16 protein-coding genes are annotated in these 15,902 nt (G+C 66.6%); 7 read left to right on the forward strand and 9 right to left on the reverse strand.

The features are described 5' to 3' along the window. Position 1: 1 nt before the first annotated feature. The 6 genes from DQG17_RS12400 to DQG17_RS12425 all read right to left on the reverse strand — a co-directional run bounded on the left by DQG17_RS12400 (position 2) and on the right by DQG17_RS12425 (position 5,247). A complete protein-coding gene (locus DQG17_RS12400; protein WP_369908025.1) occupies positions 2-979 on the reverse strand; it encodes an FAD:protein FMN transferase in 978 nt (325 codons plus the stop codon). Beyond that, entirely contained in the window at positions 969-3,176 is a 2,208-nt protein-coding gene (locus DQG17_RS12405; protein WP_116133136.1) for a PepSY domain-containing protein, read from the reverse strand. Before DQG17_RS12405 ends, DQG17_RS12400 begins: the two co-directional genes overlap by 11 nt. 15 nt (positions 3,177-3,191) lie before the next feature. Then, positions 3,192-3,662 carry a DUF2271 domain-containing protein gene (locus DQG17_RS12410; protein ID WP_116133137.1) on the reverse strand — a complete coding sequence of 157 codons (471 nt, stop codon included), beginning with the start codon at positions 3,660-3,662 and terminating at the stop codon, positions 3,192-3,194. 68 nt (positions 3,663-3,730) lie between these two features. Further along, positions 3,731-4,093, reverse strand: coding sequence for a hypothetical protein (locus DQG17_RS12415; protein WP_116133138.1), 363 nt, complete (start codon positions 4,091-4,093; stop codon positions 3,731-3,733). Between the two features lie 166 nt (positions 4,094-4,259). Further along, positions 4,260-4,925, reverse strand: coding sequence for a cytochrome b/b6 domain-containing protein (locus DQG17_RS12420; protein WP_232829420.1), 666 nt, complete (start codon positions 4,923-4,925; stop codon positions 4,260-4,262). Beyond that, positions 4,918-5,247, reverse strand: a complete 330-nt coding sequence (locus DQG17_RS12425) for a PepSY domain-containing protein (RefSeq protein ID WP_116133140.1) — start codon at positions 5,245-5,247, stop codon at positions 4,918-4,920. The genes DQG17_RS12420 and DQG17_RS12425 overlap by 8 nt, the downstream gene beginning before the upstream one ends. A 146-nt stretch (positions 5,248-5,393) precedes the next feature. Between DQG17_RS12425 and DQG17_RS12430 the strand changes: the two genes are divergently transcribed. From DQG17_RS12430 to DQG17_RS12440, 3 genes are all read left to right on the forward strand, one after another. Further along, a complete protein-coding gene (locus tag DQG17_RS12430) occupies positions 5,394-6,053 on the forward strand; it encodes a response regulator transcription factor (RefSeq protein ID WP_116133141.1) in 660 nt (219 codons plus the stop codon). Then, positions 6,050-7,387: an ATP-binding protein gene (locus DQG17_RS12435; protein WP_116133142.1), complete on the forward strand. Its 1,338-nt coding sequence runs from the start codon at positions 6,050-6,052 to the stop codon at positions 7,385-7,387. The genes DQG17_RS12430 and DQG17_RS12435 overlap by 4 nt, the downstream gene beginning before the upstream one ends. Before the next feature lie 305 nt (positions 7,388-7,692). Continuing rightward, positions 7,693-9,582 (forward strand): heavy metal translocating P-type ATPase, encoded by a 1,890-nt coding sequence (locus tag DQG17_RS12440; protein WP_116133143.1) that lies wholly within the window; start codon positions 7,693-7,695, stop codon positions 9,580-9,582. Positions 9,583-9,777: 195 nt separating this feature from the next. Here the strand turns inward: DQG17_RS12440 and DQG17_RS12445 are convergent, their stop codons facing one another. The 3 genes from DQG17_RS12445 to DQG17_RS21865 form a co-directional block, all read right to left on the reverse strand. Then, on the reverse strand, positions 9,778-10,704 hold the full coding sequence (locus tag DQG17_RS12445; RefSeq protein WP_116133144.1) for an L-lactate dehydrogenase: 927 nt from the start codon (positions 10,702-10,704) through the stop codon (positions 9,778-9,780). Positions 10,705-10,950: 246 nt separating this feature from the next. Further along, on the reverse strand, positions 10,951-11,898 hold the full coding sequence (locus tag DQG17_RS12450; protein WP_116133145.1) for an endonuclease/exonuclease/phosphatase family protein: 948 nt from the start codon (positions 11,896-11,898) through the stop codon (positions 10,951-10,953). A gap of 40 nt (positions 11,899-11,938) precedes the next feature. After that, entirely contained in the window at positions 11,939-12,091 is a 153-nt protein-coding gene (locus DQG17_RS21865) for a hypothetical protein (RefSeq protein WP_198666098.1), read from the reverse strand. A gap of 596 nt (positions 12,092-12,687) precedes the next feature. Here DQG17_RS21865 and rpsL point away from each other — a divergent pair. The 4 genes from rpsL to DQG17_RS12470 form a co-directional block, all read left to right on the forward strand. Then, positions 12,688-13,059, forward strand: coding sequence for a 30S ribosomal protein S12 (gene rpsL, locus DQG17_RS12455; protein ID WP_116133146.1), 372 nt, complete (start codon positions 12,688-12,690; stop codon positions 13,057-13,059). Positions 13,060-13,071: 12 nt separating this feature from the next. Beyond that, entirely contained in the window at positions 13,072-13,542 is a 471-nt protein-coding gene (rpsG, locus tag DQG17_RS12460; RefSeq protein ID WP_116133147.1) for a 30S ribosomal protein S7, read from the forward strand. Between the two features lie 27 nt (positions 13,543-13,569). Then, entirely contained in the window at positions 13,570-15,693 is a 2,124-nt protein-coding gene (fusA, locus tag DQG17_RS12465; protein ID WP_116133148.1) for an elongation factor G, read from the forward strand. An 82-nt stretch (positions 15,694-15,775) separates the two neighbouring features. Beyond that, positions 15,776-15,902: GTP-binding protein (locus DQG17_RS12470; RefSeq protein WP_232829429.1), on the forward strand; the 127-nt coding region annotated here is incomplete at its 3' end.

Below are 15,902 nucleotides of genomic sequence, written 5' to 3' on the forward strand. Positions count from 1 at the left end.
TTCATGCGGATGTCTGCGTCTGGGCCGCCGCTGCGGCATCGGAGAACAGCGTTCCGACCCCCAGTTCCCGGATGCCACCGTTGTCATCGTGCAGCAGGAACAGGGCGCCGAGCCCGCGGTCTTGCGCAACCCGCGCGCCCGCCTCGGCACCGAGAACCATCAGCGCGGTCGCCCAGGCATCGGCCTCGGCACAGGTCCGCGCGACCACGGTGACCGAGGCCGGCGAGGCGACCAGGGGTGCGCCCCGGCGCGGGTTCATCGTGTGCGACAGGCGGCGGCCCTGCACTTCGACCCAGTGGCGGTAGTCGCCCGAGGTCGCAACGGCGGCGTCTTCCAACGACAGGACCGAATGCGGCGCGCGGCGTTTGGGATCGGGCGATTCCACTGCGATGGTCCAGGGCTGGCCATCGGGCCGCAGCCCCTGCGCGCGCATCTCGCCGTCGATGCCGACGAGGCCCGCATCGATGCCGGCCACCATCAGCGTTTCGGCCAGCCGGTCGGCGCCATGGCCCTTTGCGATCCCGTTCAGATCGAGCGCGACCGAGCGCAGCTTGCGCACCCGTCCGGTGGCGGCGTCAAGCTCCAGCGCCTCCTGCGCCGGCCCCCGTGCGGCGTCCATCGCAGAGCGGATGCGTCCGGGGCTCGCATCCTCTGGGCCAAAACCCCAGGCAGCCACCGCGTCCCCCATGCCGATATCGAAGGCCCCATTCGAGGCCTTCCCGATCTCGATCCCCAGACGCAGCACCTGCAAAAGCTGGGCGGGCACCGACAGCCAGTCTCCCACAGGCGCCGCGTTCAGGCGCATCAGGTCGCTTTGGGTGTTCCAGGTCGACATCTGCACATCGACCTCGGTCACCGCCGTCTGAAGTGCGACCTGAACCGGCGCGGGATCGAACCCCTGCGGGGCAAAGAACAGCGCCGACCAACGGGTGCCCATGGTAGGCCCGTTCAGCGCGTGGCGCACGAGATCAGTAGACATCTTCCAGATACCGCCCCTCTGCCTTCAAGGTGCCCGTGGACAGCGCCATGGGCGCAAGAATGTCGGCAAGCGCATCGGCGACCCCGGCGGCCATGCCGCGCCCGCCGCAGACCATGACACGCGCACCGTCCTCGATCAGCCGGGCGATCTCGGCCCGTTCGGCCCGCAGCGCGTCCTGCACATAATGGGGCCTTTCCCCCCGCGAGACCGCCGTGACCAGCCGCGCAAGCTGTCCCTTGTCCTGCCAGCCCGAGAGGTCGTCGCCATAGAGAAAGTCGCTGTCGGGGTGACGCATGCCGAAGAACAGGTGGATCGGCCGGCGCCGCGAGTTGCCGCGCACGAAGCCTGCAAGCGGGCCGATACCGGTCCCTGCGCCGATCAGGATCAGCGGGGTGCGGTCGCGGCCCGGCCGGAAGCCCGGGTTGGGGCGGCAGAAGGCCGAGACGGTATCGCCCGGTTCGAGCGCCATGAGTTGCCCCGAGCAAAGCCCGCCGGGGTGCTTTTTCACCACGATCTCGACAAAGCCGTCGCGGCGTGCGGATGCCAGCGAATAGAACCGCGGCAACGAGGAGCCTTCGGGCAGGATGCCCAGAAGGTCGCCCGCCCGGAAACATCCAAGCCCGCGTACCGTCAGGCGACGCCAGAGCGGCAGTTTCGGAAGCGCAAAGCGCAGGATCGCGGTCGGCGCCTGAACCTCGGCGCCATAGTCGCGGCGCGACACCAGCGTCAGCGCCGTTGTCTGCACCTTGGCCGGCTGATGCGCCAGTTCCAGATCGATCCCGATTGCCTGCCCAAGCGCGCGGCCCCAGCGGGCAAAGTCCTGCGGCGACTGGCGGTCGACGGTGTCGAAGGGGACAAGCTCCGCCCAGCCCTTGGCCTCGGCCGCCGCCGAGACCGCCCGTGCAAAGGCGCAGAAGGCCGGAAAGCTGCGGTCGCCGAAGCCAAGCACCGCAAGCGGCGCGGCGGGCGCGGTATCAAGCTGCGCCAACTGGTCGAGAAATCCCTTGGCCGAGGCGGGTGCGTCGCCCTCGCCATAAGTGGCGGCCAGAACGATGATCCTGTCCGCGCGGGCATAGCGGACGGGATCGAAGGCCGACATGGGCGCGACATGGACGCTCTGCCCGGCCTCGGTCAGTGCCTTGTGCAAGGTGGTGGCAAAGCCCCAGGTGCTGCCACCCTCGCTGCCGACCAGCACGATGGTTCCGGCTTTCGCGGCGGGCTGGTTGCCGCGGATCCGCGGCCGGCTGCGCCGCCGGGCCCACCACAGCAGCGCCCCGGTCACCGCCATCGTCGGCACGCCAAGCGCCATCAGTCCCAGCACGAGCCCGAGCACCGCGGCGCCCTGACCTGTGTGCAGCATATAGATCGTCTCGGTCACGCGCGGCCATCCGGCCAGATCGGCCCATTCAAGCAGCGCGCCGTTGCCCTGATCGAGGTATCCGGTGCCGCGGTCGGTCGTCAGGGTGAAAACGTCGGTCGCGTCACCGGGATAGGGGAAGCTCAGCTCGCGCAGCTCGGCCACCGGGGTCGTCCCCAGCAGATCGAGCGCGCTCAACGCCACGCCGGTCTCGCCGCTGACCGCGGCCGGAAAGGCGGGTGTAACGGCCTCGTCGGGCAGCAGGCCGAAGGTGGAGGCGGTCATCCACAGCGCGGTCAGCGAGGACAGCACAAGGCCCAATACCGAGACGCGGGCGATCTCGACATGCAGCCGTCCGGCAAGCGGACCGCGGAGCGGCGCGAACCAGCGCCGCCAGCCACCCGCACGCCGCGTGACCAGCACCGTACCAGACAGCGCCAGAACGAACATCGCGGCTGCGGCCGCCGCCATCGCGATCCGTCCTGAATCGCCCAGAAACAGCGAGCGATGCAGTTTGGTCAGCCAGCGCTGGACCTGGCTCGGGTCGGCCGAGGCGACGCCCTGGCCCGTCGCCGGATCGATGACAGCCGCCCCCGGTGTGCCGTCATCGAACCAGTACGCCGTGATCCGCCCCGAAGGCGCGCGCCGGATCTGTTCGACACCCGGATAGACCCCTTGGATGCGCGTGGCGAGGTCCGCCACGCTCAGCCCGGTTTCGGCCTGTGGGGCCAGAATGCGCTCTGCCGCCGGAAACACCGACAGCACGGCCCCGCTGAGCGCGAGCACGATGAGCAGAGCCATGGCAAGAAGACCCGGCCAACGATGGAGCATGCGGATCATGACCCTGCTTCCCTCTCACATGCCGTAGCTGAAATCGGCGACGTACCTGCGCCCTTTGACCGGGGTTCCGGCACCCTGCGTCGTCAGCGGCACGGCAACCTCGTTCGGGCTGTCGCGCATGTCCTCGACCGCCGCGTCGATGTGCAGGGTATAGCCCGCGTCGAACAGCGCATCCGCCAGATCGAGCGTGATCTCGAGCGTCCGGCCGGCGCCGACGCTGGCGCCGGTGATGCCGTTGATCTGGGAGGTGTTGCCGCCGGTAAAGCGATACCAGTCGGTCAGGTGCTTGTAGTATTTCGATTTGCCACCGGCCATCCAGAGGCTGCCGGCATAGGCCCCCTGCGGGTCGGTGACATAAAGCGCCAGATAGGCGCCGTCGCCGCCATAGTTGGTGAGCGTTGTGGTCATCGTGACCGGGCGAGCCGTGGCAATGCCGGGAAGCGTCAGCGCCGTGGTCAGCGCGAGCATTGCGAAAGTGGATTTCATGGGCGTACCCCTTCCAAGATATATCTTTAACGTTTGGCGGATGCATTTCCGCCGCTGCATGGCGGAGTTCAGTTCACCTTGACCTGCGGTGGCGCACCGGTGCCGAAAAGCCCGTTCTGCGGCGGCGCGACGGTGCCGGCCGGCGCCGCGTTGCCCGCGCTGCCGCCGCAATCGTCGTCGTCGTCATCATCGCAATCGTCATCGTCGTCGTCGTCGTGGTCACTGCGGGAAGCCTTGCGGTGGCCGTGATCGTCGTCGTCATGGCCGTCGACCAGGACGAGGGGCAACGCCGTCTGCCCGTCCTCGAAGATCGCGGCAAAGGGGCGGGGCAGGGCGCCATCGTGGGGCACGCGCGCGGCGCTCCAAGCGGGCAGCCCGATGGCCGCCGTCAGCGTGGTTGTGGCGAAAAGAACGGTGAGGGTCTTTCTCATGGTTGGGTCTCCTGTGGACTGCTGGGATCTATCTGGGGGGGCCACCTGAGGTCTTCCTGACACCGGGGCGATTCCCGCTTCAGCTTGCCGTCAGGAAGGAAAAGGCCCCGCCGGGACGGGCGGGGCCAGGCAGGGCCGAAGGGACGGATCGGCCCTGTGGTCGCGATCAGGCGATATCGCCTGCCGCGGGCGCACGCTTGTCGCCGGTGACCATCGCGCGGGCGAGGTTCTCGTGGTGCCGGAACGAGGCCAGCACCACCCCGCCCACATGCATCGCCACGAGCAGCAGCATCAGGTTGGCCAGAACTTCGTGCGCCTCGTAAAGCGCCCCCCTGGCGCCCTCGCCGGACCCCTCGCGTTCGCCATCATCATCGGCAAAGGCAGGTGCCACGATCTGCGGCAGGTCGGGCAGCATCGCGACGCGGCTTGGTTCTTCCATCAGCCATCCGGTCAGGGCGGTGCCCGACAGCGTGATCAGCAGCACTGCGATCATCGCGCCGCCCGTCGGGTTGTGGCCCAGATACCGCCGTTCCTTGCCGCGCGTCATGTCGCCGAGATAGGCCAGCGTCGTGGCCGGCCCGCGCAGGAACTGCGCAAAGCGCGCATAGCGGCTGCCGACAAGGCCCCAGACGATACGGAAGGCGACGAGGCCCGCGACCGTATAGCCCGCAATCTCGTGAACCGGCTGCAGTTCATCGGCTGTCAGCCACGCGATCGCGAAGGCCGCGACGAGACCCCAGTGAAAAATGCGCACGAGCGGGTCCCAGACCCGGACTGTTCGCTGTGCCCCGTCACCCCCCGACACCGCGTCCTGGGTCGCCATATCAGTCATCGTTCTTCCATTCCTCTCGATTGCCGCGATGGCGGTTGCGCTCGCCCTCGTATTCGACTTCGATCACCTGAAGCGTCGACGGATGCACCGTCACCTCGATCCGGCGCCCATCGGCGTCGGTGCCGTCGATCTGATAGCAGCCGTCGTCGATCTTGATCCGGCGCACGACCCAGCCGTTGTCCTCGGCAAGCTGCGCGACCGCCTCTCGCGGTTGCCAGTCCGCCATCGGCACAAAGCAGTCGTCGTGCCTGGCCGCCGCGGCGACGGGCAGGAGGACGGGCAGGAGGGCGAGAAAGCCAAGAATTGTAAGTGTCATTTTCATGGGCCAAAGTCCGTTTGTGCGGCCATCTTCAAGCGACTCTGCGACGTGAAGCTGACGGGATCCTGAAGCGCGAGGCGGGCATACGTCAGCTTTGCGTCAGTCCCAGGGGTCATGGAAGGGTCATCGGGGCAAGAACGGGGACAGTCATGCGCATCCTGCTGATCGAGGACGATACCGTTCTGGGGGCTGCCGTGCGCGACCAGATTGCGGGCGACGGCCAGTCGGTGGACTGGGTTACCCGGCTCGATGCGGCGGGGGACGCGATGAATGGCGCGGGCTACGATCTGATCCTGCTCGACCTGATGCTGCCCGACGGTCGCGGCATCGGTTTCCTGAAAGGCCTGCGCATCCGCGGCGACGTGACCCCGGTGATCATCCTGACCGCGCTCGACCAGATCTCGGACCGGATCGAGGGGCTGAACGCGGGCGCCGACGACTATCTTGTGAAACCCTTCGATCTGGCCGAACTGTCGGCGCGGATCGGTTCGGTCGCGCGCCGCTATTCCGGCAACCCGAACCCGATCATCACCCACGGCGCGCTCGATATCGATCTGGCCGCGCGCAGCATTCGCTGCAGCGGCAAGTCGGTTCAGTTGACCGCCCGCGAATGGGCCCTGTTCGAGGCGTTTCTGGCCCGCCCCGGCCAGCTTCTGTCCAAGGCGCAGCTCGAGGAGAAACTCTATGCTTTCGGCTCCGAGATCGAGAGCAACACGATCGAGGTCCATGTCAGCCGCCTGCGCAAGAAGCTTGGCGCCGGCGTGATCGAGACCGAGCGCGGCATGGGCTATCGTCTGGGCACGCCATGAGGTGGCCGCGCAGTCTTCAGGCCCGGCTCGGGCTGACGTTGGGCATCTTCCTGACGGTGCTGTGGATCGCTGCCGCCTCGGTCACGGGATTGATCCTGCGCCACGAGATCGACGAGGTGTTCGATTCCATGTTGCAGGAAACCGCACAGCGGCTGCTGCCGCTGGCGGTCGTGGACATAATCGGTCGCGATGAGGATGGAATAACCCAGCGTCTGGCCGCGATCCGCGAGCATAACGAGTTCTTCACCTATATCGTCCGCGACGCGCAAGGGCGCGTCCTGCTGCAATCGCATAGTGCCGATCCGGCGGCGTTTCCGCCCTATGACGGACCGGGGTTTCGCCAGACCGGAACGCTGAGGATCTATAACGACGACGCGTTGCAGGGCAGTATCCGCATCACCGTCGCCGAGCCGCTGGACCACCGCGCGACGGTGGCGCGCGAGATCCAGATCGGCCTCGGGTTGCCTTTGGTCATCGTGATCCCGGTCGCGCTGCTTGCCATCGTGTTCGCGGTGCGGGCGGGGCTTGGGTCGCTGCGCCGCTTTCGCGAAAGGCTTGCGGCGCGCAATGCCCGCGATCTGTCGCCGATCCCGGCCGAGGACCTGCCGCTCGAAATCGCGCCCATGGCCGCGACCCTGAACGGTCTGCTGGCAAGGCTGAAGGCCGCCTTTGACGCCGAGCGCAGCTTTGCCGCCAATGCCGCGCACGAGCTGCGGACCCCGCTTGCCGGGGCCATCGCACAGGTGCAGCGGCTGCGGTCGGAAACGCACGATCCCGCGGCCGAGGCGCGCGCGGCCGAGATCGAGGCAACGCTGAAACGCCTGACCCGCCTGTCCGAACGCCTGATGCAGCTTGCCCGGGCCGAAGGCGGCCGGCTGCGGCTGGACCAGATGTCGGACCTGCGGATCGTGGCGCGCATCATCATCGAGGATATGGCGCGCACGACCGCGCCGGGCCGCATCGTGCTGACGCTGCCCGACCGGCCGGTGATGTCGGATCTCGACCCGGACGCCTTCGGCATCCTGTGCCGGAACCTTGTCGAGAATGCGCTGCGCCACGGGTCCGACGACGCGCCGATCGAGGTTGCTCTGGCGGAAGACGGATCGTTCACGGTGTCGAACGACGGGCCGGTCGTCGCGCCCGAGGCACTGGCCCGGCTGACCGCGCGCTTTGAACGCGCCGGAACCCGGACGGACGGCAGCGGACTTGGTCTCGCCATCGTTGCTGCGATTGCCGAACGCATCGGACGCCCGCTGACCCTGATGTCGCCGCGGTCAGGATCCACGGCGGGGTTTGAGGCAACCGTCTTGTTGCCGGTCGAAGGCGGGCTGTGACCCGGTATGGCACGTCAATCCGGCGTATCGCTGGCTTCGCTGGGGCCATGGTTTGGAAAGTTCTTCAGGAGTTCACCGATGGCCTTATGGTTATCTCGACCGGGCGTTCTTCCAGCGGGTCTGGCAGGCCACGCTTTCGCCGTGCCGTCCCGGCGCAGGCGGCAGGCCCGCGCTGCAATGCGTGATCGACGGCCGCCCGCTCTTGTGCGCAGGTGCGCGCGGGTGACGCGAATGTCCCGGGGAGTCGGACGCCCCGTTCCCGATGAACCTTCGGCCATCGCCTTGGCCGGGTGGAGTTGAGCAGGATGGAACATACAAGTACCGACCGGCTGAAGAGGGCGCTTCTGGGCATTGCCCTTGCAGGCCTTGTGGCGGGACTCGTCCTATACACGATTGGCAGGGCCGATCTGGCCGGCATCGCCTGGTTCGTCGGGGTGGTCCCCGTTCTTGTGGCCCTTGCAGTCGAGATCCTGCGCAGCCTCGCGCGCGGGGAGGTCGGGCTCGATATCGTGGCGGCCTTGTCGATGACCGCGGCGCTTGTTTTTGGCGAGACGCTGGCGGCGGCGGTGGTCGCCGTGATGTATTCGGGCGGGACCTTCCTTGAAAGCTTCGCCGAGGGCCGCGCGCGGCGCGAAATGCACGACCTGCTGTCGCGGGTCCCGCGCACCGCAACCCGTCACCGCGATGGCGGTCTCGAGGATGTGCATCTCGATGACATTCAACCGGGCGATCTGCTGCTGATCCGACAGGGCGATATCCTGCCGGTGGACGGGCTGATTGTGTCGGACACGGCCTTTCTCGACACCTCGCCGCTGACGGGCGAATCGCTGCCCGCCCGCTCTCCCCGAGGGGCCGAGGCAATGAGCGGATCGACCAACGCGGGTGAGGCCTTCGATCTGAGGGCGACTCGGCTTGCGAGGGAAAGCACCTATGCCGGGATCGTCCGGCTGGTCGAAGAGGCGCAGCGCTCGAAGGCGCCGATGGCGCGGCTGGCCGACCGCTGGTCGCTGGGATTTCTGGCCGTCACGGTCGCCATTGCCACGGCTGCCTGGTGGGCGACCGGCGATCCGATCCGGGCGGTTGCGGTGCTGGTGGTGGCAACGCCCTGTCCGCTGATCCTTGCCGTGCCGGTCGCGCTGGTCGCGGGCCTGTCGCGGGCGGCGCATTTCGGTGTTTTGATCAAGGGCGCCGGACCGCTCGAGGCGATGGCGCGTGTCCGGACCCTGATCCTGGACAAGACCGGCACTTTGACCGACGGGCGCCCGCAGATCGTCGCGATCGACAGCCAGGGGGACCTGCCCGAGGACGACATCCTGCGCCTTGCCGGCGCGCTCGATCAGGCATCGAAACATCCCGTCGCGCAGGCCATCGTGGCGGCCGCAAAGGTGCGGGGCCTTTCGCTTGCCGTGCCCTCGGACGTTGCCGAGATCCCCGGCGAAGGCGTCGTCGGAACCGTCGAGGGGCGCAAGGTCATCGTGGGTGGCGACGACTTTGTGACCGGCCGCGTCGGGCACAGCGGCGCCGCGCATCCGGCGCGGGAGGCGGGATCTGTCCTTGTCGCCGTTGCGGTCGACGGTCAGGTGGCAGGGCACCTCGTCATGGCCGATCCGCTGCGGGAAGGCACAGGTGCCATGTTGGCCGGGCTGCGCCAACAGGGGGTCGAGCGTATCCTGCTGGCCACGGGCGACCGTGCCGAAGTGGCAAATCGCGTGACCGAGGGCCTTGGTTTCGACGGCATTCATGCCGGCCTGACACCGGACAAGAAGGTCGATGTGGTCCTGGCCGAGCGCAAGAACGGCCCGGTGATGATGGTGGGCGATGGCGTCAACGATGCGCCCGCACTCGCCGCCGCGGACGTCGGCGTGGCCATGGGGGCGCGCGGCGCGGCCGCCTCGGCCGAAGCGGCCGACGTCGTGCTGCTGGTCGATCAGCTCGACCGGCTCGGGCGGGGGATCGAGATCGCACGGGCGTCGCGGCGCATTGCCGTCGAAAGCGTGGTCGCGGGGATCGGGCTGTCGGTCGCGGGCATGATCGCGGCGGCCTACGGCTATCTGACGCCGGTGCAGGGCGCACTGCTGCAGGAGGTGATCGACGTCGCCGTGATCCTGAATGCGCTGCGGGCGCTGCGTGTTGCTCCGGATGACCCAAAGACGCCGCAGCCTGCCATCGACGGGGTGGCGCGGATCGGTGCTTGACGGGCCGGTAGGCACCGGCAGTACCTGACGCAAGGTCGGTCGCCCCCCCCCCCCCCGGCCTGGCCGGTCCCCGGAATCGCGCCGAGGCTCGCGTGGTCGATCCGGTCGAGAAGGCCCGCGCCCCAGCCGAGTGCTGCCGCGGCATGGCGTATCGCGCCGAGCGCGTGGCCGGTGCGGCCCGTTACGCAGGCCCGGTCACAGCGCGTCGACAGTGTCCTTCAGGACCTTCACGCTGGCTGCCAGCGCGCCATGTTCGGCCTCGTCGAGCGTCGGTGCCAGATCCAGTTCGACCCCGTCGCGGCCGATGATCCGCGGCACCGAATAGGCGGTGCGGGGCAGGCCGGCAATGCCCTCGGTTTCGGTCGAGACTGACAGCACGATGCGCTGGTCGCGCGAGATCGCGGCGACCAGCCGGGCGAGGCCGGCGCCGATGCCATAGAAGGTCGCCCCCTTGCCTTCGATGATCGAATAGGCGGCGTTGCGCACCCCGTGGTCGATCTCGGCCTTGAATTCGTCCGTCAGCGGCACGCCGGCATGGGCCGCGAAAGTGTCGAGATGCATGTTCCCCGCCCGGGCCGAGGACCAGACAAGCACCTCGCTGTCGCCATGTTCGCCCAGCACATAGGAATGGATCGACTGGGTGGCGATGCCGAGATGCCCGCTCAGCAAGGATCGGAACCGTGCCGTGTCGAGGATCGTGCCCGAACCGATCACCCGATGCGGCGGCAGGCCCGACAGGCGCAACGCGATCGTGGTCATGATGTCCACGGGATTGGTCGCGACCAGAAGGATCGGGTTCGGCACCACGGCAAGGATCTCGCCCAGGATCTTGCGGAATACCTCGGCGTTGCGCGACAGCAGCGACAGTCGGCTTTCGCCGGGTTTCTGGCCGACGCCTGCAGCGAGGATGATGATCTCGGCACCGGCAAGGTCGTCGTAGCTGCCCCAGGTGACATGGGTGGTCGAGGCGAAAGGCATGGCGTGGTTGATGTCCTCGGCCTGGGCGCGCGCGACAACCGGCGACAGGTCCACCAGCACGACCGAGCGTGCCACGCCGAGAAGCCCGATCGCATAGGCGGCGGTGCTGCCGACCATGCCCGCACCGATGATGCCGACTCTCATGATGGATCCTCCCAGTTCAGGTTTCCTGCCATGCATACGCGGGCGGTCCGGGGCCTCAAAGCGCTTTCACGGCATCCCCGTCATACCTGACATTGCCTCCGGGTGCCAATTTGCCGACCGCTGCGGATTGCCGCGATGCTCCGTGGCGGGACGATCGGCGCGGCCTCTGACCGGCGCCGGTGTGGCGGGCAGAGAGCGCAGGGTGCAGCACCCGAACCCCGCCGCGCCTTGCCGGAACGGTGCTTGCTATCCCGCGGTCCCAAGACCGTCGAAGGCGATCGCCAGGGCGGCGTGGTCGCTGGCGTGCGGGCGGTGGCGACCGACACCGTGCAGCCGTGGCCCGGGATAGGCAGCCACCTCCTCTCCCAGCCCCTCGCGGACCACGCGCGGCATGGCGCCGGGAAAGGCTGCGGCAAGCGCGGGAGAGGCCAGCAGCGCATCGGGGCGGGAATAGTTGCCACCAAGCGGATCGCGATAGGACCAGCGCTGGCCCTTGGGTCGACGTTCCAGCAGATCGACGCTGAAGCCGCCAAGCAGCGGGGCGATCCCCAGCGCGGCCTCCGGCGCGCGCGGGTCGGGTTCGTTCAGATCGCCAAGGACCAGCCAGCGCGCTGCCGCCGGATCGGCAAAGCGGCGTTCGATCAGCGTGCGAACCGCCGTGGCCTCGAGATTGCGGGCGGCAGTGGCGCGGTCGCGGTCGGGATAGGGCGCCTTGAAGTGGCAGAGGTATAGCCACAGTGCCGGCAACTCCACCTCGAGGCAGTCGCGGCAGAAGATCGGTCTGTCCGCCGGCACCCCGGGCGGCGGGGTCAGATCCAGATCCGAGGGTACCAGTCTGGTGTGGCTCTCGATCCTGCGTGGGGCAATCCTGCTCAGCAGGGCGAGGTTGCGCCCCATGTTGTCGTTGCCGGGAAGGCAGATCCGGTGCGGATAGGGCGCCATGCCGGTCGGCAGCAGGAAGCGGTCGTGAAAGAAATCGAGCGTGGCACGGTCGTAGACCTCTTGCAGCGCCACAACGTCTGCGTCGATCCCGTGCAGGACCGCTGCGGTCAGGCGGCGGTCGGCAAGGTCCTCTCCTTCCGCTCCGGCGGCGGTATCGGGCGCCAGATCGCCGTCGCGGGCGCCGTCAAGCGCGCCGCCCGGCCCGGCCGGCCTCAGCCGCAGGTTCTGGACGTTGAATGTGGCGATCTTCATGGCGCGCCCGGATCAGCAGACCGGACTCACGAGACCGGACTCACGAGACTGGCGCACATTGTTCGACCGATATGTCCTTGACCGGATCGGACGGGGTGCACGCCTCGCCTGTCACCGGATAGCGTTTCGGTTCGCTGCAGGCGGCGGTCAGAAAGGTCGCGGCAAACAAGGCCAGTACAAGGCGTGTCTTCATGGCAATCTCCATAGCTCGATTTGCGCCGGAAATGCGGCGCCGGTGCCTTTCCGACTGTGGCGGCCAACGCCGTCCGCTGGAAGACCATTTTTGCGCTTTGCCGGGCATCGTGCGAACGGCAAGCGTCGGCGGCGCATGGTCTTGCCGGGATTTGGTGAAGCGCCGGGTGCCCTTGGCGATGCCCCGCAGGTCTGTGATGCTTGATCGACAGCGGGCGCAATGTCAGAAGACCCCTGTTCCCGACCGGGTTCGGCACCGCGGCCCGGGGGCTGCCCCTGCAACGGGCAAGGGCGGTTGGCGGCGGCGCTTGCGGGCCGATCGGGGCTTTCCGCTGCGCCTTGTGTTGACATCCCCAGCGATTCTCCATAAAGCACGCCCACTCGGTCGCGGGGACTCCGTTCGACCTGTCTTACATACTGAAGTGGTCACGATCCGGGCCTTGATGCCCCGATCCTCTGAATTTCCACCGCGTCGTTTCCGCGAAAGAGGAAACGCCAGCGGTTTTTGCGCTTTGCGGACGCGTGAGGTGCCTACCTGCGAACACCCTCTCGCGGAGCGCGCGAGAAGAAGAAGAAAGCTAGACTGGGGAAACCGGAATGCCGACGATCCAACAGCTGATCCGCAAACCGCGGCAGCCCAAAGTGAAACGATCCAAGTCGCAGCACCTCGAAGGCTGCCCGCAAAAGCGTGGCGTGTGCACACGCGTCTATACCACCACACCGAAAAAGCCCAACTCGGCCATGCGGAAGGTGGCGAAGGTTCGTCTGACCAACGGCTTTGAGGTGATCAGCTACATCCCCGGCGAAAGTCACAACCTGCAGGAGCACTCGGTGGTTCTGATCCGCGGTGGCCGGGTGAAGGACCTTCCCGGCGTGCGGTATCACATCCTGCGCGGTGTGCTCGATACTCAGGGCGTCAAGGACCGCAAGCAGCGCCGCTCGAAATACGGCGCAAAGCGTCCCAAGTAAGGAGAGACAGAGATGTCCCGTCGTCACGCTGCCGAAAAGCGCGAAGTTCTGCCCGACGCCAAATATGGCGATAAGGTACTGACCAAATTCATGAACAACCTGATGACCGACGGCAAGAAGTCGGTCGCCGAGCGCATTGTCTACAGCGCGCTCGACCGGGTCGAGGGCAAGCTCAAGCGCTCTCCGATCGAGGTGTTCACCGAGGCCCTCGACAACGTCAAGCCGTCGGTCGAAGTGCGTTCCCGCCGGGTTGGCGGTGCGACCTATCAGGTCCCCGTCGAGGTTCGCGTGGAGCGTCGCGAGGCGCTGGCGATCCGCTGGCTCATCAACGCAGCCCGTGGCCGCAACGAGAACACGATGGAAGAGCGGCTGGCCGGCGAGCTGGTCGATGCGGTCAATTCTCGCGGCAGTGCCGTGAAGAAGCGCGAAGACACCCACAAGATGGCCGACGCCAACAAGGCGTTCAGCCACTATCGCTGGTAATACACTTTTACGCCTGAGGATTCCCCCATGGCCCGCGACTACCCTCTCCAGAGATATCGTAACTTCGGCATCATGGCTCACATTGATGCCGGCAAGACCACGACGACCGAGCGTATCCTGTACTACACCGGCAAGTCCCACAAGATCGGCGAAGTCCACGACGGCGCCGCGACCATGGACTGGATGGAGCAGGAGCAGGAGCGCGGGATCACCATTACTTCGGCGGCGACGACCACCTTCTGGCAGCGCCAGGAGGATCCGACCCCCGAAGGCATTTCCGACACCAAGTTCCGGTTCAACATCATCGACACGCCGGGCCACGTCGACTTCACCATCGAAGTCGAACGTTCGCTCGCCGTGCTCGACGGTGCCGTCTGCCTTCTCGACGCCAATGCCGGTGTCGAACCGCAGACCGAAACCGTGTGGCGTCAGGCCGACCGCTATCACGTTCCGCGGATCGTGTTCGTCAACAAGATGGACAAGATCGGTGCCGACTTCTTCAACTGCGTGAAGATGATCAAGGACCGCACCGGTGCGATCCCCGTGCCGATCGCGCTGCCGATCGGGGCCGAGGACAAGCTCGAGGGCATCATCGACCTGGTCACCATGGAAGAATGGGTCTGGGAAGGTGAGGATCTTGGCGCGTCCTGGGTCCGTCACCCGATTCGCGACGAGCTGAAGGATCTGGCCGACGAATGGCACGCCAACCTGATCGAGGTTGCGGTCGAGGTCGACGATGCTGCGATGGAGGCCTACCTCGAAGGCGAGGAGCCCGATATCGAAACCCTGCACAAGCTGATCCGCAAGGGGACGCTGTCGCTCAGCTTCGTGCCGGTGACCGCGGGTTCCGCGTTCAAGAACAAGGGCGTGCAGCCCCTGCTCAACGCCGTCATCGACTATCTGCCCAGCCCGCTCGACGTGAAGCCCTACATGGGCTTCCTGCCGGACGACGAAACGGAAACCCGTGACGTCGCGCGCTCTGCCGATGACAGCCAGCCCTTTGCGGCGCTGGCGTTCAAGATCATGAACGACCCCTTCGTCGGCTCGCTGACCTTCACCCGTATCTACTCGGGTCAGCTCAAGAAGGGCGACTCGATGATGAACTCGACGAAGGGCAAGCGCGAACGCGTTGGCCGCATGATGATGATGCATGCGATCAGCCGCCTGGAAATCGACGAGGCGTTTTCGGGCGACATCATTGCGCTGGCGGGTCTGAAGGAAACCACCACGGGCGACACGCTGTGCGATCCCGCCAAGCCGGTGGTTCTGGAAACCATGACCTTCCCCGATCCGGTCATCGAGATCGCGATCGAGCCGAAGACCAAGGCCGACCAGGAAAAGATGTCTGCCGGTCTGCAGCGTCTGGCCGCCGAAGACCCCTCGTTCCGCGTCGAGACCGACATCGAATCGGGTCAGACGATCATGAAGGGCATGGGCGAGCTTCACCTCGACATCCTGGTCGACCGCCTGAAGCGGGAGTTCAAGGTCGAGGCGAACATCGGTGCGCCGCAGGTGGCCTATCGTGAAACGATCGGTCACAAGGTCGAACATACCTACACCCACAAGAAGCAATCGGGTGGGTCGGGGCAGTTCGCCGAGGTCAAGCTGGTCATCGTTCCGACCGAACCTGGCGAAGGCTACAGCTTCGAGTCGAAGATTGTCGGTGGTTCGGTGCCGAAGGAATACATCCCCGGTGTCGAAAAAGGCATCAAGTCGGTGATGGACAGCGGCCCGCTTGCCGGTTTCCCGGTGATCGATTTCAAGGTCTCGCTGATCGACGGCAAGTACCACGACGTCGACTCGAGCGTTCTTGCGTTCGAAATCGCGGCGCGGATGTGTATGCGCGAAGGCATGAAGAAGGCCGGCGCCAAGCTGCTCGAACCGATCATGAAGGTCGAGGTGGTGACGCCCGAGGAATACACCGGCGGCATCATCGGCGATCTGACCTCGCGTCGGGGTCAGGTTCAGGGGCAGGAAGGCCGTGGCAACGCAAACGTCATCAACGCCTTTGTTCCGCTCGCCAACATGTTCGGCTACATCAACACGCTGCGGTCCATGTCTTCGGGCCGGGCGCAGTTCACGATGCAGTTCGACCACTACGAAGCTGTGCCGCAGAACATCTCGGAAGAGATCCAGGCCAAATACGCATAACGGGACGGCGGGGTGAACCCCGCCCTACCCATCACCTGTAGGGCGGGGTCTCCCCGCCACCCGCAAGATCAAGGAGGCCACGATGGCAAAGGCAAAATTTGAACGTAACAAGCCGCATGTGAACGTCGGTACGATCGGTCACGTTGACCACGGCAAGACGACGCTGACGGCTGCGATCACGAAGTATTTCGGCGACTTCAAGGCCTATG

It is taken from the genome of Tropicimonas sp. IMCC34043 (genome assembly GCF_003390845.1).
In the GTDB taxonomy this organism is placed as follows: domain Bacteria; phylum Pseudomonadota; class Alphaproteobacteria; order Rhodobacterales; family Rhodobacteraceae; genus Tropicimonas.

What these genes read in the sequence shown, in the direction of transcription:
- DQG17_RS12415 (WP_116133138.1), bottom strand. Translation starts at nt 4,093, where the DNA reads ATGAGAAAGACCCTCACCGTTCTTTTCGCCACAACCACGCTGACGGCG.
- DQG17_RS12410 (WP_116133137.1), bottom strand. Translation starts at nt 3,662, where the DNA reads ATGAAATCCACTTTCGCAATGCTCGCGCTGACCACGGCGCTGACGCTT.
- DQG17_RS12420 (WP_232829420.1), bottom strand. Translation starts at nt 4,925, where the DNA reads ATGACTGATATGGCGACCCAGGACGCGGTGTCGGGGGGTGACGGGGCA.
- DQG17_RS12400 (WP_369908025.1), bottom strand. Translation starts at nt 979, where the DNA reads ATGTCTACTGATCTCGTGCGCCACGCGCTGAACGGGCCTACCATGGGC.
- DQG17_RS12425 (WP_116133140.1), bottom strand. Translation starts at nt 5,247, where the DNA reads ATGAAAATGACACTTACAATTCTTGGCTTTCTCGCCCTCCTGCCCGTC.
- DQG17_RS12445 (WP_116133144.1), bottom strand. Translation starts at nt 10,704, where the DNA reads ATGAGAGTCGGCATCATCGGTGCGGGCATGGTCGGCAGCACCGCCGCC.
- fusA (WP_116133148.1), top strand. Translation starts at nt 13,570, where the DNA reads ATGGCCCGCGACTACCCTCTCCAGAGATATCGTAACTTCGGCATCATG.
- DQG17_RS21865 (WP_198666098.1), bottom strand. Translation starts at nt 12,091, where the DNA reads ATGAAGACACGCCTTGTACTGGCCTTGTTTGCCGCGACCTTTCTGACC.
- DQG17_RS12405 (WP_116133136.1), bottom strand. Translation starts at nt 3,176, where the DNA reads ATGATCCGCATGCTCCATCGTTGGCCGGGTCTTCTTGCCATGGCTCTG.
- DQG17_RS12450 (WP_116133145.1), bottom strand. Translation starts at nt 11,898, where the DNA reads ATGAAGATCGCCACATTCAACGTCCAGAACCTGCGGCTGAGGCCGGCC.
- DQG17_RS12435 (WP_116133142.1), top strand. Translation starts at nt 6,050, where the DNA reads ATGAGGTGGCCGCGCAGTCTTCAGGCCCGGCTCGGGCTGACGTTGGGC.
- rpsL (WP_116133146.1), top strand. Translation starts at nt 12,688, where the DNA reads ATGCCGACGATCCAACAGCTGATCCGCAAACCGCGGCAGCCCAAAGTG.
- DQG17_RS12440 (WP_116133143.1), top strand. Translation starts at nt 7,693, where the DNA reads ATGGAACATACAAGTACCGACCGGCTGAAGAGGGCGCTTCTGGGCATT.
- DQG17_RS12430 (WP_116133141.1), top strand. Translation starts at nt 5,394, where the DNA reads ATGCGCATCCTGCTGATCGAGGACGATACCGTTCTGGGGGCTGCCGTG.
- rpsG (WP_116133147.1), top strand. Translation starts at nt 13,072, where the DNA reads ATGTCCCGTCGTCACGCTGCCGAAAAGCGCGAAGTTCTGCCCGACGCC.